15 protein-coding genes are annotated in these 16,327 nt (G+C 70.5%); 6 read left to right on the top strand and 9 right to left on the bottom strand.

Going from position 1 to position 16,327, the window contains the following annotated elements; translation table 11 throughout:
- Window positions 1-62 precede the first annotated feature (62 nt).
- Window positions 63-767 carry a hypothetical protein gene (locus PJ985_RS20885; RefSeq protein ID WP_271685421.1) on the top strand — a complete coding sequence of 235 codons (705 nt, stop codon included), beginning with the start codon at window positions 63-65 and terminating at the stop codon, window positions 765-767.
- Between the two features lie 102 nt (window positions 768-869).
- Here PJ985_RS20885 and heR read toward each other — a convergent pair whose 3' ends face one another.
- The 4 genes from heR to PJ985_RS20865 form a co-directional block, all read right to left on the bottom strand.
- Window positions 870-1,652 (bottom strand): heliorhodopsin HeR, encoded by a 783-nt coding sequence (heR, locus tag PJ985_RS20880; protein WP_271685420.1) that lies wholly within the window; start codon window positions 1,650-1,652, stop codon window positions 870-872.
- Between the two features lie 372 nt (window positions 1,653-2,024).
- On the bottom strand, window positions 2,025-2,669 hold the full coding sequence (locus PJ985_RS20875; protein ID WP_271685419.1) for a hypothetical protein: 645 nt from the start codon (window positions 2,667-2,669) through the stop codon (window positions 2,025-2,027).
- Window positions 2,670-3,026: 357 nt separating this feature from the next.
- A complete protein-coding gene (locus tag PJ985_RS20870; protein WP_271685418.1) occupies window positions 3,027-3,590 on the bottom strand; it encodes a hypothetical protein in 564 nt (187 codons plus the stop codon).
- Between the two features lie 183 nt (window positions 3,591-3,773).
- Entirely contained in the window at window positions 3,774-4,802 is a 1,029-nt protein-coding gene (locus tag PJ985_RS20865) for an arabinan endo-1,5-alpha-L-arabinosidase (protein ID WP_271685417.1), read from the bottom strand.
- A gap of 502 nt (window positions 4,803-5,304) precedes the next feature.
- Here PJ985_RS20865 and PJ985_RS20860 point away from each other — a divergent pair.
- Entirely contained in the window at window positions 5,305-5,523 is a 219-nt protein-coding gene (locus PJ985_RS20860; RefSeq protein WP_271685416.1) for a hypothetical protein, read from the top strand.
- Between the two features lie 29 nt (window positions 5,524-5,552).
- On the opposite strand, the gene PJ985_RS20855 is transcribed toward PJ985_RS20860, so the two are convergent.
- Both PJ985_RS20855 and PJ985_RS20850 read right to left on the bottom strand, forming a co-directional pair.
- A complete protein-coding gene (locus PJ985_RS20855; protein ID WP_271685415.1) occupies window positions 5,553-6,296 on the bottom strand; it encodes a class I SAM-dependent methyltransferase in 744 nt (247 codons plus the stop codon).
- Between the two features lie 199 nt (window positions 6,297-6,495).
- Window positions 6,496-8,064: a PQQ-dependent sugar dehydrogenase gene (locus PJ985_RS20850; RefSeq protein WP_271685414.1), complete on the bottom strand. Its 1,569-nt coding sequence runs from the start codon at window positions 8,062-8,064 to the stop codon at window positions 6,496-6,498.
- Between the two features lie 319 nt (window positions 8,065-8,383).
- Between PJ985_RS20850 and PJ985_RS20845 the strand changes: the two genes are divergently transcribed.
- Entirely contained in the window at window positions 8,384-8,869 is a 486-nt protein-coding gene (locus tag PJ985_RS20845; protein ID WP_271685413.1) for a hypothetical protein, read from the top strand.
- Window positions 8,870-9,052: 183 nt separating this feature from the next.
- Window positions 9,053-10,714 carry a serine/threonine-protein kinase gene (locus tag PJ985_RS20840; RefSeq protein ID WP_271685412.1) on the top strand — a complete coding sequence of 554 codons (1,662 nt, stop codon included), beginning with the start codon at window positions 9,053-9,055 and terminating at the stop codon, window positions 10,712-10,714.
- A 63-nt stretch (window positions 10,715-10,777) separates the two neighbouring features.
- On the opposite strand, the gene PJ985_RS20835 is transcribed toward PJ985_RS20840, so the two are convergent.
- On the bottom strand, window positions 10,778-11,398 hold the full coding sequence (locus PJ985_RS20835) for an L-threonylcarbamoyladenylate synthase (RefSeq protein ID WP_271685411.1): 621 nt from the start codon (window positions 11,396-11,398) through the stop codon (window positions 10,778-10,780).
- A 140-nt stretch (window positions 11,399-11,538) separates the two neighbouring features.
- On the opposite strand from PJ985_RS20835, the gene PJ985_RS20830 reads away from it, so the two are divergent.
- Window positions 11,539-12,087 (top strand): PadR family transcriptional regulator, encoded by a 549-nt coding sequence (locus PJ985_RS20830; protein ID WP_271685410.1) that lies wholly within the window; start codon window positions 11,539-11,541, stop codon window positions 12,085-12,087.
- A 65-nt stretch (window positions 12,088-12,152) separates the two neighbouring features.
- Entirely contained in the window at window positions 12,153-13,874 is a 1,722-nt protein-coding gene (locus PJ985_RS20825; protein ID WP_271685409.1) for an acyl-CoA dehydrogenase family protein, read from the top strand.
- Between the two features lie 100 nt (window positions 13,875-13,974).
- Here the strand turns inward: PJ985_RS20825 and PJ985_RS20820 are convergent, their stop codons facing one another.
- Window positions 13,975-15,033, bottom strand: a complete 1,059-nt coding sequence (locus tag PJ985_RS20820) for a serine hydrolase domain-containing protein (protein WP_271685408.1) — start codon at window positions 15,031-15,033, stop codon at window positions 13,975-13,977.
- Between the two features lie 91 nt (window positions 15,034-15,124).
- Window positions 15,125-16,321, bottom strand: coding sequence for an outer membrane protein assembly factor BamB family protein (locus PJ985_RS20815; RefSeq protein WP_271685407.1), 1,197 nt, complete (start codon window positions 16,319-16,321; stop codon window positions 15,125-15,127).
- Between the last annotated feature and the right edge of the window lie 6 nt (window positions 16,322-16,327).

Raw genomic sequence — 16,327 nt, 5'->3', positions numbered from 1 at the left:
GTGCGGCCCTGTCGGCGCGTCCTCGTGCGAAGGCGGACGGGAAGGGGCCGATCATGCGTCACATGAACAGACTGCGATCCCTGCTGTCCCAGTCACCGGCGGAGCGTGAGAGTTTCGCCGACGAATTGCTCGACCGGATGACCCCGGTGATGAGCGCGCTGGGTCTGTTGTTCCTGCTCGTGGTCATCGGGGAACGAATGGCCCGCGCGGGCAGCACCGCCGCCATGCTCCTGGCGCTGCTCGGCTGGCTGCTGTGGGGCGCGTTCATCGGGGAGTTCGCCGTACGGCTGGCCGTCGCTCCGCACCGCGGCAGGTTCCTGCGCCGGAACTGGTGGCAGATCGTTTTCCTGCTGCTGCCCTTCCTGCGGGCACTCCGCCTGGTGCGTTCCTTCCGCCTGCTGCGCAGCGGCCGGGTGCTCTCCTCCACGGTGCGGTCCTCACGTTCCGCCTCGCGGGTGCTGGGCAACCGGGTCACCTGGGTCGCCCTGGTGTCCGCCCTCGTGATCCTGGCCGGTTCCGAGCTGCTCTACGGCTTCGGGGTCTACCAGACCTATGCCGAAGCGCTCCACGCCGCCGCCCTGGCCGCCATCAGCGGTGTGCCGCTGGAACAGGAGGACGCGTACGCCAAGGTCGTCGAGGTGCTCCTCGCTCTGTACTCGGTGGCAGTGTTCGCCGCCCTCGCCGCCACCGTGGGGGCGTACTTCGTCGACACCAAGGACCGGCCCGCTCACGAGGCCGGAGGCACCGGTGGGCCGGGTCCGACATGACGCCGGAGCGTCCTGCCTCCGGCGGCCGGTGCGGGGCCGTCAGCCGTCGGGTTGCCGGATCCCGGTCGCGGAACCCGTTCCCCCGGGCCGCGTTGCTGATGGTCAGCCCGACAAGGACCCGCCGAAGATCTGCCAGGCGAGCACGGACTTCGCGACGAGACTGAGCACCAGATAAGCCTTCTCGCCGTACGCGTAATCCGTCCACTTCCCGACCCCGCGGTACTGGAGCCACTGGTTGACCCCGAAACTGAAGAAGAACACCGCCTGCGCGAGGACGATTCCGTACACGAAGCCGGGGACGTTGTCGGATGCCACGATGTTGAAGGCGATCGACAGCCACGGGGTGATACCGACGATCGTCCCGAACCAGAAGGGCAGCATCGTGGTGCGCGTGCGCCCGGGCGGATTCATCAGTTCCTCGATCCACCCGAACAGAATCATCGCGATGTTGGCGCCGGCGATGAGAATGACGGCGTTGACGCTGGTGATCCCCGAATAGAAACTGATGAGGATGATCATCAGAGTGGCGCTCACGGAGTACTCGGCCCACCGGAAGCGGTTGATCCCGCGCCGCAGGTCCCGCTCATAGGTGCCGCGGAACACGGTCGCGGTCAGCAGGTGATCGAGCGCCGCCAGCGCCAGGAATACGGCAACAGCCCAGCCGATCGGTACATCGAACAGTCCTTCGGGGGCAGGGGCGGTCGTTCCTGGCGGTCCCTCCGGCACGGACGACGTGACGGTGATGGAGAAGTCCCCCGCGAGAAAGACGATCGCCACCGCCTGGAGCACGTGCAGCAGCGTCAGACCCAGGTTCCACGCGCGGAGACCGGAGAGGCGGGCCGGGGTGACACCGGCGGCTGTCGGCACGCTGTCGTCTCTGGCCATGGCTGCTCCTCGAGTAAGTCGGTGGCCACGGAGGGCCGGGCGGATGGGCATGGAGCCGGTTGGGGGAAGTGCCGTTCACCGCGTCCGGCGGAGGCAGGAACTGCCGTGCAACCCCGATAAGGGACATATGTGTGACCATGCCAATTTAGACGAATACGCGGCTTCCGTCGCTTCGTCACGGCCGGAGCCGGCAGGACTGATGGCAACCCGCGGTCCGGGCTGCCGCCCCCGTCGGGCCTCGGCGCCCCGGGCAGCGGCTCTCGAGCGGTTGCGGCAGTGCGTCCCGCCGTCCACGGCGAGTACGGCTCCGTGGAGGGCCGGACGCAGCCGATCATGTCCGCAGCGTGGGCGCGAGGGGTCAGCCGCGCCCTTTCACCCGTGGGTTCTTTCCGCCGCCGGGTTCTCGGAGAAGCCCTCGCCGGGGGAGGGCTCGGCGCCGCACGACTCCGGGCGCACGCCGTCGCCGCTCAGAGCGGCCGCTGCCTGCTCGCTCTGCCGGCACAGCTCGTCCAGCTGGGCGGACCGCTCAGCCGGCTCCGGCTGGTCCGCATCCTCGACGGAGCGGCGTTCGACCTCGGCAACAGGGATGCCGTGGGCGTGGGCGGTGGCCAGCAGCGCGGCCGCGACATCCGGCCTCAGCATCAGGAACACGGTGGTGTAGAGACAGGCGTTCAGGGTCTTCTCACGGCCGAAACGACCGGTGTAGGTGATCTCCCAAATGATGTCGTGACGGTCGGCGGGCCGGTCCGTCATCCGTGTGCGCACCAGGCGGATCAGCGCGGTGAGTGCGCTGCCCGCCTTACGCAGCACCCATGCGCGTCCGGGGACGGGCGGCAGCACCTGTCCCATGCGCTCGAACTCGTACTCCACCGCGAGGCTGGTCAGGAGGTCGGCACCGTCGTGCATCCGGACCCCGCGGACCTTCTCCCACGGGATCTCCTCACCGTCGAACCCAAGACCTTCGGGGCCGAACTGCACGGACCCGAGCCCGTCCAGCATGGTCAGGGTCCGTGCCATGACCGCCGGCACTCTGGGCTGCGCGGCGATGAGTTCACCGAGAGACGCCTTCCAGGGCTCCGTTGCCGGGGCGGACGGCGCGGGCAGTGCGTCGACGGCCTCCCGAGCCCAGCCGCCGGGAACACCGGCGGTCACTCTCGCTGCCGACCCGAGCTCTCGGACCCGCCTCGCCAGCTCCACCCGTGCCCCCTGTTCGTCACCGGCGTGTCGTGCACGCTCGTCCCCGATCATGCCACCAGCGACCGGCACGGGTGAGCTCTCGGCCGCAATCCGCCGCCGGCGGGGGGAGGAGCGGCTCCGCACGGGTGGGCCGGCCGGCCCTGCCCCCGCTCGCGGTCGGGGCGGGGGCAGGGAGGTTCAGCCGACGGCGGCGGAGTGGGGAAGCGCCGGACCGGTCGGGAGGTGCGGGCTCAGGCCGGGCGGCGGCACGGTCACCGACTCCCCGCAGGAGTAGGCCGGCGCCAGGGAACCGCTGATGCAGACCCGGACCTCCACCAGGTCGATGACGTCGATCCGGTCGGTGCCCGGGTTGCGGAGGCTGAAGTGGTAGCGCTGGGAGTCACCGTCAGCGGGGTCGAGGTACTCCACGTGACGGTCCACCAGCAGGCGGCCGTTGTGCGCGTACGCCCGGAACTCGGCGATGGTCTGCCGGGCGCAGTCCCGGGCCTTCCGCTCCTCCACCAGGACGCCGGTCAGTTCCACCTCCTTTCTGCCGATCCAGGTGTCGGGGATCCACTCCGCGACACCGCGGGTGTGGCTGACGAGGCAGTCGGCTCGGTGCCATGCCTCGTACTCCTGTGCTGACGACCGATCTCCGGTACCCGGTGCCGCGCCGGCTGCCGGGGGGACGGTCGTGGCCGCCGCGACGGCGGCGAGCAGAACGGCGGCCGCGCGGGCCGCCGGCCGGGACATGAGCTGCACGGTGTGTACTCCCTCTGTCGGCTCTCGGAGACGTGCACATGGTGCGGATGCGGTGCCGGAGGGCACCGCATCGAGGGAGCGCTCCCCTTGCTCGTGACGGATATATCCGCGCCCCGTGACCCTGTCAAGGGAGCGCTCCCTTCTGCCTTCGCCCGACTGCTCCGGCCGGAGCGGTGGTGTCCGTCAGTGGACGTAGGGCCAGCCGGCGGTGTCCCAGCCGAGCCAGTTGATGCCCAGCTGAGCCGTGCCGTTGGGGGTGTAGTAGTGGTAGGCGAGGATGTCGCTGTCGGTATCGGCGAAAACGTCCTGGTGGCCGGGGCCGTGGATGCTGCCGTGGCCTGCCAGTATTTCTGTGCCGCCGCCCGACATCATCGCCCGGCCGTCGCGGTCGAGGTAGGGGCCGGTGACCTGGGTGGAGCGCCCGACCACGATGCGGTAGGTGCTGTCCGCGCCGCGGCAGCACAGGTCGAAGGAGGCGAACAGGTAGTAGTGGGCGCCGTGCCGGAAGAGGGTGGGAGCCTCGACAGGGCCGCCGCCCCGCCCGGCGAGGGCGTGGAAGGCGGAGCCGGTCCGCTTTCCGGTGGCCGGGTCGAGCTGGATCAGCTTGATGCCCGACCAGAAGGAGCCGAACGACATCCACCAACGGCCCTGGTCGTCGACCACCACGTCGGGGTCGATGGCATTGAAGTTGTCGGACTCCCGCGACTCGATCACCAGGCCCTGATCGGTCCAGGTACCGGAATCACCGCTGGGGCTGGTGGCCAGGAAAATGGCCGACCGGTTCGAGCCGAAGGTGGAGGCGGAGTAGTACAGGAAGTACCTGCCGCCGTGGTACGAAATGTGAGGCGCCCACAGATTGCGGTCGCCACCGGTGTACGGCGTGGTCCAGGGTGCGCCCCCGGGGAAAACAGTCCCGGCGTTGCGGAATGCGGTGCGGTCGGTGGACGTCTTCAGTCCGATGCCGTGCGCGGTGTGCGCGACGAGGTATCCGCCGGAAGGCCGCTTGACGAACGACGGGTCGTGCAGCCTGATGTCGCCGGTGACATGGCCGGGCAGGGGATACGCGGCGGCTCCGACGTCGGCGGCTGCCCGTGTCAGAGGGCCGGCACCGACGACGGACGTGGCCGCGACGGCGCCCGTCGCCACTGCGGCGCGCAGCAGCCATCGGCGGGAGGGCGGAGCGGAGTGGGAGTCCTCGGATCGTTCCGTCACGTTGGTCTCTCCTCGGGGTGGTAGGGCGGTCAGGACCGGTCGGGCAGGGGGCCGGAGCGCCCCGGAGGGCAGGATGGGGCGGCGACATCGGACGGTGCGTCGCACTCCACGGGGCGTGGTCCTGAAGTTGTCTGTAACGATTCATGTCAACGGATCCTTGCCCCGTGGTCAGGATGGCGGATGGGAAGCCACGGCGGTGCGGCCTCGTGCGCTGCCGGATGGGCGGTGCCCGAGGGGAGCGAAGGGAAGCGCCATGGGTGTGGGGGCCGGCGCTTCGGTGGGGGACCGGTCGCGTTCGGGATGACGAACGGCGTGCGGTATATCCAGGGAACGTAGAACAGGGACCGGACACCGTCAACCCTTGCTGTCCCGGCGCTGCCGCTGCCGGTGCGCGACGCCCCGGTCGTCCGCACCGTCGGGTGTCACGGCTTCTGCCTTGCGCTTGTGCCACCATGGAATGACGGGGCGGCAGAGCGCCGGAACGCAGGGGGAGGTGAGAGCCGTGCAGAAGCACTACTACCGCCTGTTGTACTGGAAGCGCCGCCTCACCCGGCACCTCCCGAGGCTCAGCCGCCGCCGCGGCGGCCTGCCGGAGGGTGTGCCGCGCGCGTTGCTGATCTTCACCTTGGTGGTGCTGCTTGTCATGGTGGTGTCGGCAGTTCTGAGCACGCTTCCCCCGTTCCTGGGTGGCGGATCCGGGATTCCGCTCACGCCGGGCTGACCGGCGCACGCGGGTCGGTGACAGAAGGTTCAGTCCGTCGGGCGATGGCCGACGAAGAGCGTGCGCCCGTGCTCGCCGTGCACGCGCAGCGAGGAGACCCGGAAGCCGGTCCCGGTCAGTTGCCGCTGCCAAGCGGCTGCGGTGAACAACCCGGTCAGATGTGTCTCGTGAGCGGTGCGGATGCGGCCTCCGGCCTCCCGCAGCGTGAACGTGTACTCGGTCCGCACTGTCGTCGCTCCCGGTGCCGTAGGCAGGCTCCACGCCAGGTAGCGTGCTCCACTGCCGTCCTCGGCGTCGCTGCCGCCGCATTCGGTGGAGGGCTGGAACGTCTCGGCGAGGTGGTCGGGGAAGAAGACGGCGACGCCGCCGGGGCGGCAGTGCTCGTAGGCGGTGCGGAATGTGGCGGCCAGATCCTGCGGCGTCGTCATGTAGGCGATCGCGTCGTGCACCAGGACCGCGTCGAAGGCGTGCCCGAGCCGGAGATCGCGCATGTCACCCGTACGGTGTTCGGTACCGGGGTTGAGCCTGCGGGAAAGGGCGAGCATCTCCTCCGACAGGTCGACAAGTGTCATCTCGTACCGGGACCGCAGGTGGAAAGCCGTGTGCCCGCCTCCGCTTCCCAGCTCCAGCACCTGCCGCACGGGCCGCCCGGCACGGGCGAACAACGAGCCTGCGACAGCGGCGTCCTCCTCGTACACCTCGACCGGCGAGATCAGGGGCCACCAGCGGGCGAGATCGCCGTACAGGCGCAGGGAAGGGGCAGGGGTGGTCATGAGAAGCGCGCTCCTGCCGCCGGACGTGACCGGGCCGCGGGCGCCGGCGGCGGCAGCCCGGCGTCCTGCCCCGGAGCGTAGTCGTCACCGGCCGGACGTTGCCGGACGCCCCGGGAGTCCGGGAACGACCGGCCGCGGCCCCCGGTCTCTTTCCGCTGCGGGGCGGAAAGGGACCGGGGGCCGTCACCGGCGGTGGGTGTCAGTCCGCGGTGGCGCAGGCAGCACCGTTCAGCGAGAACCGGCCCGGCGGGGACGTGTCACCGGAGTGCGACGCCAGGAAACCGATACTGACGCTCCCTTGGGGTGCGATTGTCTCGTTGTGCGGGGCGTTCGTCGCGGTGACGACGCCGTCGGAGTGGGAGAAGGCGGCGTTCCAGCCCGAGACGAGCGTGTGGTCCGCGCCGAGTGCGAAGCCCAGCGACCAGCCGCTGACCGGCTCGGTGCCGGTGTTGGTGATTGTGATCTCGGCGGTCAGCCCGGTGGCCCAGGTGTGTGCGTTCCAGTCGACCCGGCAGGTGCTGGGCTCCTCCTCCTCAGGTCCTTCGAAGGTCACCCGGTGCAGGCCGCCCGGAAGGTCGTTGACGACATACCAGTCGCCCTCCGAGGTGATGCCGAACGCCGTCACCTGCGTGGGCATCTCGCCGATCTCGGCCGCGTGGTAGCCGCCCGCACCGTCCTCGCGGAGCCCCCAGGTCCGGTAGGAGCAGTAGTCGACGGCCACATAGGTGCCGCCCATCAGGTCGGCGAACTCCTCCTCCCGGTAGACGTGTCCGCCGATGACCGCGCAATTGCCCCCGGTCAGGGGGTAGGTGAAGACCGGGTCGGTGTAGACCTCTCCGGGAAGGCACCGGTCCTCGTCGAACACCTCCAGCCCTTCGTAGCAGGACCAGCCGAGGTTGTGCCCGCCTTCCCCGGGAGCCAGGTGGTTGACCTCCTCCCAGCGGCCCTGGCCGACATCGGCGATCCACTGCGAGCCGTCCGCGCTGTCGAAGGAGAACCGCCACGGGTTGCGCAGCCCGTACAGCCAGATCTCCTCGCGGGCGCCCTCGACGCCGACGAACGGGTTGTCCTCGGGGACGCAGTAGGCGAGCTCACCGCAGCTTCCGCTCACGTCGAGACGCAGGATCTTGCCCAGCAGAGTGTCCAGCCGCTGCCCGGCGTCGAAGGGGTCACCGGACCCGCCGCCGTCGCCGATGCTCCAGTACAGATGGTCGTCGGGCCCGAACGCGAGCTGGCCACCGTTGTGGTTGTTGTACTCGGCGTGTTCCTGGGACAGCAGCTCCTCGAGCTCACCCCGGTCGAGCCGGTAGCGGGCCAGGGTCACCGCACCGTCCGGCAGCGCCGTGTACGCCAGGTACAGTTCCTGGCTCTCGGTGAAGTCGGGTGCCAGGGCGATGCCCAGCAGACCGCGTTCGTTGCCCGAGGGGTCCACCGCATCGGAGATGTCGAAGAGCGGTTCCGCTTCGAGGCCGGTGTCCGGGTGGTACACGCGGACAGTCCCCAGCTTCTCCGTGATGAACAGCCGGTTCGTCCCGTCGTCGGGGGCTTCCACAGCGGTGGGGCGCCGCAGCCCGAAGGCCACCTGCTCGGTGGCCACCGTGACGTCCTCCAGCGGTACGGAGGCCTCGTCCGCCCGCTGCCCGACGCTGTCCGCGGCAGCAGCGCCGGGAGAGGCTTCGGCGGGTGGGGAGGCGGACGCGGAAAGGGGAACGACCAGGGTCAGTGAGAGCCCGAGCAGCAGCGGGCCGGTCCAGCGGCGTCTTAACATGTCGACTCCAGGAGTGGGGATCCTTGGGGCATAAGGCGCGTTACCACTTCGGTCCTCGCCGGCCGCAAGCAGACGTATCGGGCCGGATGCGACGGAACTGCGGTGTGCTGAAGGTGCGTTCCGTCGGACTCTGCACGGTGCCGCGCCTGTGCCGGACCGTATCGGCTCCCTCGCTCGGACGCCAGGCTGCTGCCGAGGCATCTCGGTGCCGGGGCCTGCTCATGGACGGCCGAAAGGGCCCCGTTGACAGGCCCGGGCAGCTGTGTGAGCGTCCGAAGGCATCATCGTGCCGGTACCTGACGACCCGGAGAGGGATGAGATGAGCACAGAGAAACACCTTTTGCGGACGACGACGGCGATGCTGGTCGCCGGGGCCGTACTGGCTGTCGGTGCGTCAGGGACGGCCCAGGCCCAGCAGGCGGCTCCGGCCCACCAGGCCGCTACCGGGCCCGCAGCGGAGGCCGCCGCCTTCCAGGCCGCTCTGACTCCGGAGGAACAGGAGCAGCTCCGGGAGCTGGCCGGCGCCATCTGGACTCCGCAGCTGGCCGCGGGGTGGAACATGAACCCGGCCGTGGCGGACGTCCTGTCGCAGGCGACCGACCGTATCCTGCAGTGCTCCGAGGCGTACTCCCTGGTGCCCCGGCCGCCAGGCTTCCTTCCTGGCGTCGGCTACCTGGTCAACTACTGGAAGTCCTTGCGCGACTACTTCCTGGTCCTCAAGGACGACCGGAGCTACCGGGCCTGCGTGGTCTCCACAGCGGCCTACTACCGCACCCCCATCGAGCTCGCCTCGATGGGCATCTGACGGAAAGTCCGGCCCCCGGCGGGGAAGTCCCCCGGTGCCTGGGTGCGGGCCACCGAGAGGGGTCCGGTCGGAGGGGCGGTGGTGTGAGCCACGCCTGCCGCTGTGCGGCACTTGGGCTACAGTCGTCGCCCATGCCCGGCCGGGGAACCCGGTCCGGGCCCGCACCGGGGGACGCAGCACAGCATGCACAATGAAGACGGTATACAGCTGCCGGGTTACGAGATTCTGGAGACGCTGGGCCAGGGCGGCTTCGCCACGGTCCACCGGGCGCGCCAGCTCTCGGTGGGGCGGGAGGTCGCCCTCAAGCTGGACAGCCGGGTGCTGGCCACGGCCCGGGATCAGCAACGGTTTCTGCGGGAGGTCACGGCGGCCGGGCAGCTGTCCGGACACCCGCACGTGGTGGCGGTGTACGACGCGGGGGTGCGGGCGGGGGGCCGTCCGTACATGGTGCTGGAGCTGTGCCCCGGTGGCTCCCTGGCTGACCGGCTGCGCCGGGAAGGCCCGCTGCCGGTGAAGGAGGTGCGGGACATCGGGGTGGGGATAGCCGACGCACTGGCCGCCGCGCACACCGCCGGGGTACTGCACCGGGACGTCAAGCCCGGCAACATCATGCTCAACCGGTACGGCGGGGTCGCCCTCGCGGACTTCGGTCTCGCTGCGATGCCCCGGCCGGGGCAGGAACTGTCCGTCACGAGGGAGGCGCTGACGCCGGCGTACGCGCCGCCCGAGGCGTTCCGCATGGCTGAGCCGACGCCCGCCGGGGACGTGTACTCGCTCGCGGCCACGCTGTACGCCCTGTTGTGCGGCTACCCGCCGCGCTTCCCTGAGGACGGCAGTGAGCTCAGCCTGGCGGAACTCATCGTCCGGCACACCTGGCCCGTACCCGAACTGGCCGCGGTGCCGGGTGCCCTGAACGAGGTCCTGAGGCAGGCGCTGGAGACGGACCCTGGCCATCGGCTGTCCGACGCCGGGGTGTTCCGGGACGCACTCGCCGCCGTCGATCCGGCCGCCACCGGGCCGGGCGGTTTCGGACCTGTGCCCGCGGTGGGCCCGCCGGCCCGCGGGGACATTCCCCCGTCCCCGTACGGCCCGGGCTCCGTCCTGCCGCCCGCTGAGAGGGACTGGCCTCCGGGGACGCCCGCGCAGCGGCCGGGTGGGGGAGGGCCGGGGACCACCGGCGCCGCGGCGCCGGAACGACGGGACCGGCGCGGCCCCCGCACCCGGCTGGTCGCCGTTCTCGCGGCGGTCTCACTGACGGTGGGCGTCGGCGTCACCGTGCTGGTGAACCAGTTCCAGCCCTGGGGGGACGGCACTTCCGCCGCGCCCTCCACGCCGGGCCTCCCCGAGGAGGTGGCGGTCGAGGAGGAAGCGCCGGTGGAGGACAGCGAAGCCCCGGTCGCACCAGGGCTGGGGGTGCCCATCACCACGGACGACTGCCCTGCCGCGGCGGTGCAGGGGGTGGACGGTGCATGCGTCACGACCCCCGAGTGCTGGGGCGGCATGGTCATCATCAGTGGCATCGTCTCCGTCACCGCGGCGGACTGCCGGGTGAGCCACGTGTGGGAGACCTTCGCCATCGCCCCGCTGCCGCAGGACGGTGACACCCACGACTACAAGGAGCTCAGCCGTCACCCGGACGTGCTGGAACTGTGCTCGGCGCAGGTCATGGCGGCATCCCGTAACCAGGAAGGTCAGGACATCTCCGCCGGCAGCTGGGAGGCGGACGTCCTGCCGCCCACCGAGCGTCAGTACGCGGACGGCCTGCGCGCCTTCCGCTGCGTGGCCGCGGCCACCGGGACCCAGGACGGTTACGTCACCGGCATCCACTTCGGACCCGGCGGCTGAGAGTCCGGCGCCGGCACAGCCCCGGCCCTGTGCGGGACCCGTGGCCCGGCCAGGGCCGGGCCGTCACTCGAACGGGGCGGGGTCACCCGCTCCCCGGCGCAGAATCTCGGGGTCTCCGCCGGAGAAGTCGATCACCGTTGTCGGATCGGTTCCGCACTCACCGGAGTCGAGGACCGCGTCCACCTCGTGCTCCAGCCGCTCCTTGATCTCCCAGCCCTGGGTCAGTGGCACGTCGTGGTCGGGGAGGAGCAGGGTGCTGGACAACAGCGGCCCGTCGAGCTCGGCGAGCAGCGCCTGCGTGACGACATGGTCGGGAATCCTGACTCCCACCGTCTTCGTCCTCGGGTGCAGCAGCCTGCGCGGGGCCTCCTTCGTCGCCGGGAGGATGAAGGTGTAGCTGCCGGGAGTCGACGCCTTCACCGCGCGGAACACCTGATTGTCCATGCGCACGAACTGGCCCAGCTGGGCGAAATCCCGGCAGACGAGGGTGAAGTGGTGCTTCTCGTCGAGATTCCGGATCGTGCGGATGCGGTCGATCCCGGAGCTGTTTCCCAGCCGGCACCCAAGGGCGTAGCACGAGTCCGTCGGGTAGGCGATGAGGCCTCCGGTGCGGAGAACCTCGACCAGCTGGCCGACGGTCCGTCGCTGCGGGTTCTCCGGATGCACATCAAAGTACTTCGCCATGGGATCACCTTACGGGCTGACCCGGTGCAGGCGCGGTCGCCCCGGGCCCGCCGGCCGGGGAGCGGCCACTCCGGGTGAGCCATGTCTCATCCCGGCGGCTCCTCTTGCCTATGCAACGAGTTGCACAGGAGGATTCCCGCATGGCACTCGAGCACGCGATCCTCGTCTCGCTCCTGGAACAGCCGGGGTCCGGATACGAACTGGCGCGCCGGTTCGACCGGTCCATCGGCTATTTCTGGACCGCCACCCACCAGCAGATCTACCGCGTCCTCGGACGCATGGAGAGCGACGGCTGGACGGCGGTGACGGAGGTCCCCCAGGAGGGCCGGCCGGGCAAGAAAGTGCACTCCGTCACCGGTCCGGGCCGCGCCGCGCTCTCCGCCTGGCTTGCCGAACCCGTGGAGCTGGAAGGCGTTCGGCACGACCTCGCGGTGAAGATCCGCGGCGCCGCGTTCGACGACCCGTCCGCGCTCATCAACGAGGTCGAGCGGCACCGCGAGGCGCACGCCGGACGGCTCGCCCGCTACCGCGCCGGGGAACAGCGGGACTTCCCCGACCCGGCAGCCCTCGGTACCGCCGAGGAGCTTCAGCACGCAGTCCTGCGCGGCGGCATCGCCTACGAAGAAATGACCCTGGCCTGGCTCGACGACGTGCTCGCCACGCTGCGCCGCATCGGCGGCCACCGGTAACGCCGGCGGCCCGGTGCTCCCTGCCCTCCCTCCTCCGATCCTCCTCCGACCAGGAAGGTTCCCTCATGGCGGACCCGTTGCTGTTCAACCCACGCACCTACGACCCGGCCCACTTCGACACCGCGACCCGGCGGCTGCTGCGCGCCACCGTCGACTGGTTCGAGGACCGAGGGAAGCGGCAGCTCCTGGCGGACTACCGCAGCCGCGCCTGGCTGGAGGACTTCCTCCGGTTCGCCGCGAAGGAAAACCTGTTCGCCACCTTTCTGACCCCGGCCGCCGAGGCCCGGGGGGATGCCGGCAAGCGCTGGGACACCGCCCGTATCGCGGCCCTCAACGAGATCTTCGGCTTCTACGGGCTCGACTACTGGTACGCCTGGCAGGTCACCGTCCTCGGGCTGGGCCCGGTGTGGCAGAGCGGCAACGCGGAGGCCCGCGCCCGCGCCGCCGCGCTGCTCGACCAGGGGGAGGTCTTCGCGTTCGGCCTCTCCGAGCGGACCCACGGTGCCGACATCTACTCCACGGACATGGTGCTCGCCCCGGGCGAGGACGGCGGCTTCCGTGCCACCGGCTCCAAGTACTACATCGGGAACGGCAACGCGGCGGGCCTCGTGTCCGTCTTCGGCCGCCGGTCGGACGTGGAGGGCCCCGACGGGTATGTCTTCTTCGCCGCCGACAGCAGCCACCCCGCCTACCGGCTGGTGCGCAACGTCGTCGACTCCTCGAAGTACGTGAGCGAGTTCCGGCTCGAGGAGTACCCCGTGCGGCCGGTGGACGTGCTCCACACCGGCCGGGCCGCCTTCGACGCCGCCCTCAACACCGTCAACATCGGCAAGTTCAACCTGTGCACCGCCTCGGTCGGCATCTGCGAGCACGCCATGTACGAGGCTGTCACGCACGCGCACCGCCGGGTCCTCTACGGCCGCCGCGTCACCGACTTCCCGCATGTGCGCCGTGAGCTGACCGACGCCTATGTCCGCCTCGTCGGCATGAAGCTGTTCAGCGACCGTGCCGTTGACTACTTCCGCCACGCCGGACCTGACGACCGCCGTTACCTGCTGTTCAACCCGATGACGAAGATGAAGGTGACGACCGAGGGCGAGAAGGTCATCGACCTGATGTGGGATGTCATCGCAGCCAAGGGTTTCGAGAAGGACACCTACTTCGCCCAGGCCGCGAGCGAGATCCGGGGCCTGCCCAAGCTGGAGGGCACCGTCCATGTCAACCTTGCCCTGATCATCAAGTTCATGGCGAACCATCTGCTCGCGCCGGACGCTTACGACCCCGTGCCCACCCGCCTCGACGCCGCCGACGACGCCTTCCTCTTCCGGCAGGGCCCGGCGCGCGGTCTCGGGGCGATCCGTTTCCACGACTGGCGCATCGCCTACGACAGCCACGCGGCTGTGCCGAATGTCGCCCGCTTCCGTCAGCAGGCGGACGCCCTCTGCGCCTTCGTCAGCACCGCGGCCCCCGACGAGGAGCAGAGCCGTGATCTCGACCTGCTTCTCGCGGTCGGCCAGCTCTTCGCCCTGGTCGTCCACGGCCAGCTGATCCTGGAGCAGGCCACGCTCACCGGCCTCGACGCCGACGTCCTCGACGAACTGTTCGGCATCCTGGTCCGCGACTTCTCCGCGCACGCCGTCGAGTTGCACGGGAAGGACTCCGCCACGACCGCCCAGCAGGAGTGGGCGCTCGGCGCGGTCCGCCGGCCCGTCACCGACGCTGACCGAACCGCCCGGGTGTGGGCCCGGGTCGAGGCGCTCTCCGGCGCCTACGAGATGCGTCCGTAGGGGGCGCGGCTGCACCCCGTCCCGTACACCGCAGCGGGGCGGGGCGGGCAGCCGGCCGCCACGCCCGGAGTCCTCGGGGTACCAGCCCCGCCGTCCGCCGTCAGCCGGCTGCATTCCCCGTCACGGTGGCACGGAGGCAGTCGTCGATCGTCCAGGCCGAGTCGTTGACGTTGCTCAGCACGACGGTGTGGATGTCGAGTTCGGGGTAGCGCCGGATGAGTGCCTCGGCCCCGGGGTCGGCGCCTTCGGCTCCGAACGCCCGTTCCTGGCCTTTCCCCAGGAGGTAGACCCCGTGGCCCATCGCGCTGTGGTCGTCCATGCGGGTGTGCGGCGTCAGGGCCTCGGTCAGCAGGGCGGGCTTCACCAGCTCCCCGGCCGCGTACGCGGACAGGAACCTGTCGAGATCGGCCGCGGTGGAGAACGCCCCGCCGTCGGGGCCGCCGACACTGGGTACGGCGAAGACATTCGTCCGCCACGGCTCCCCCGGCGCACGGGGGCGCAGGTAGCCGGTCGCCACATCGGGGCGGACCTCGTCGGAGCCGAAGAAGCCGCTGGCGTCCATACCCGCGGGGTCAAAGACCCGTGCGATCACTTCTTCGTTGCAGTCCCTGCCGGTGACCTGCTCCACGGCGAGGCCCAGCAGGATGTAGCCCGCGTTGGAGTACTGGTAGCGGACCCCGGGCGCCCGGTACGGGGGCAGGTCGCCGAAGAACTCCAGGAAGTCGGCGGGCCGCAGCATGCGGTAGACCGGCCGGTCCCGCCACAGGGCCGCGAACTCCGACACCCACTCGCCCGTCGCCGTTTCCTCCTCGAAGTAGTCGGCGATGCCGGAGGTGTGGGTGAGGAGGTGGCCGACCGTCACGTCCTCGCGCAGCGTCGACGGCCGGCGATCCGGCGGCAGCAGCTCCCGGACGCGGGTGTCGAGACGCAGCGCGCCCTCTTCCACCAGGGTGAGGACTGCCGTCGCGGTGAAGATCTTGGTGACGGAGCCCAGCGCGAACCGGGTCCGGGAACCGACCGGGACGCCGGCCGCACGGTCGGCCTGCCCGTAGTGCTCCTCGAAAACCGTCCGGCCGGCCCGGGTGATCAGCACCGTGCCGGAAAAGCTGCGTTCCTCCTGGAGCCGGCGGAGGAGTGTCTCGAGAGTGTCGGTGCGCATCCCGGAAGTCTCGCGAGGACGCTGGTGCCGCGCCATCGATATTCTCCGCTGCCCCGGCTCACCGCGACCTGGTGCCCGGCCCGCACGCCGGTCACTCTGCCAGGTGGATGCCCACCCCCCTGGACGGCATGAGAGGCGAGGATCCGTCACGCGAGAATGCGGCGTACTGGTTCACGAGATCCGGAAGCACGCCGAGATCGGTCTTCCGATGCTCCCCCGTGCGTCCGTCCACGGCAACCGACTTGAGCTTGTCGTCCCGCCCGTAGACGAGTCCCCGCCATGCCGCCCTGACGGCCAGCCCTTCCGCCCGGTGCCAGAGCACCTCTCCGGTGCCGTGATCCAGGGCGACGACAGCGCCGAAGCCGTCGGCACACACCACGACGGACAGCTCGTCGTCGTAACACTCCCTGGTCAGGGTGAGCAGTTCCTCGAATTCCTCACGGTAGGTGTGCAGGACAGTCCCGTCCGCCGTGTCCAGGACCCGGTAGGTCTCGCCCCCGTTCTCCCGCCGGCTCACCAGCACCTTGTCCTGCCCCACAGCGGCCCGGGCCGCGCCGGTCGCGGACGGCTCCTGCTCCCACAGGACGGTGCCGTCCATGGCGCTGACCGCCGTCAGCGCCCGCTGCTGCCGCTCGGTGACCGCCGTGGTGATGACCCGGTCGCCGGTCATCTCACCCCCTTTCCGGGCCGACAGCTCCCAGCCGACCCGTTGCTTGCCCAGATCGATGCCGAACAGCGTGGCAGCCGGGCTGTCCTGACCGCTGTCCGGTACCTCCAGGACCGCCAGGCCGCCATGGGATCCGAGGAATCGGGGGCTCCCGACCGTGCCGGACGCCTCGACCTGCAACCGCCAACGGAGGTCGCCGCTGTCCGGATCCGCCGCCGCCACCTCGACCCCCTGGCGCTCACCGTTCCCGGAGCCCGGCGCCTGCACACGGAAGGCCATCAGAACGGTCCGCTCCGCCCCGTCCTCCGAGTTCCCCTGGATCAGCAGCGGGGTCGTCGCGCGGCCCTGTTCGGGGAGAACCGGACTCTTCGCCGAGAGCGAAGCGGCCCACTCGCCCTTCTCCAGATCGAGAATGCGCAGCTGGTGACCGAAGCCGACGTGGGCACTCCGCCCGTCCATCACCACGGGCAGCCGGCCTTCCGGCAGGTCATGGACCGTGGTCACGGCGCGGCTGCTGAAGCTGCGCGGCGGGTCCGGATCCGAGCCCCCGCAGGCCGTCATCGTCAGCAGAACGGCCAGCCCGGCCAGGACCGCCGGTTTCACCCGTACGCGTGCTGTCATGTCGCC

This window comes from Streptomyces sp. ACA25, from assembly GCF_028200735.1.
Lineage (GTDB): Bacteria > Actinomycetota > Actinomycetes > Streptomycetales > Streptomycetaceae > Streptomyces.
Note: the sequence above shows the minus strand (reverse complement) of the source record. Positions and strands in the feature narration are given on the sequence as shown.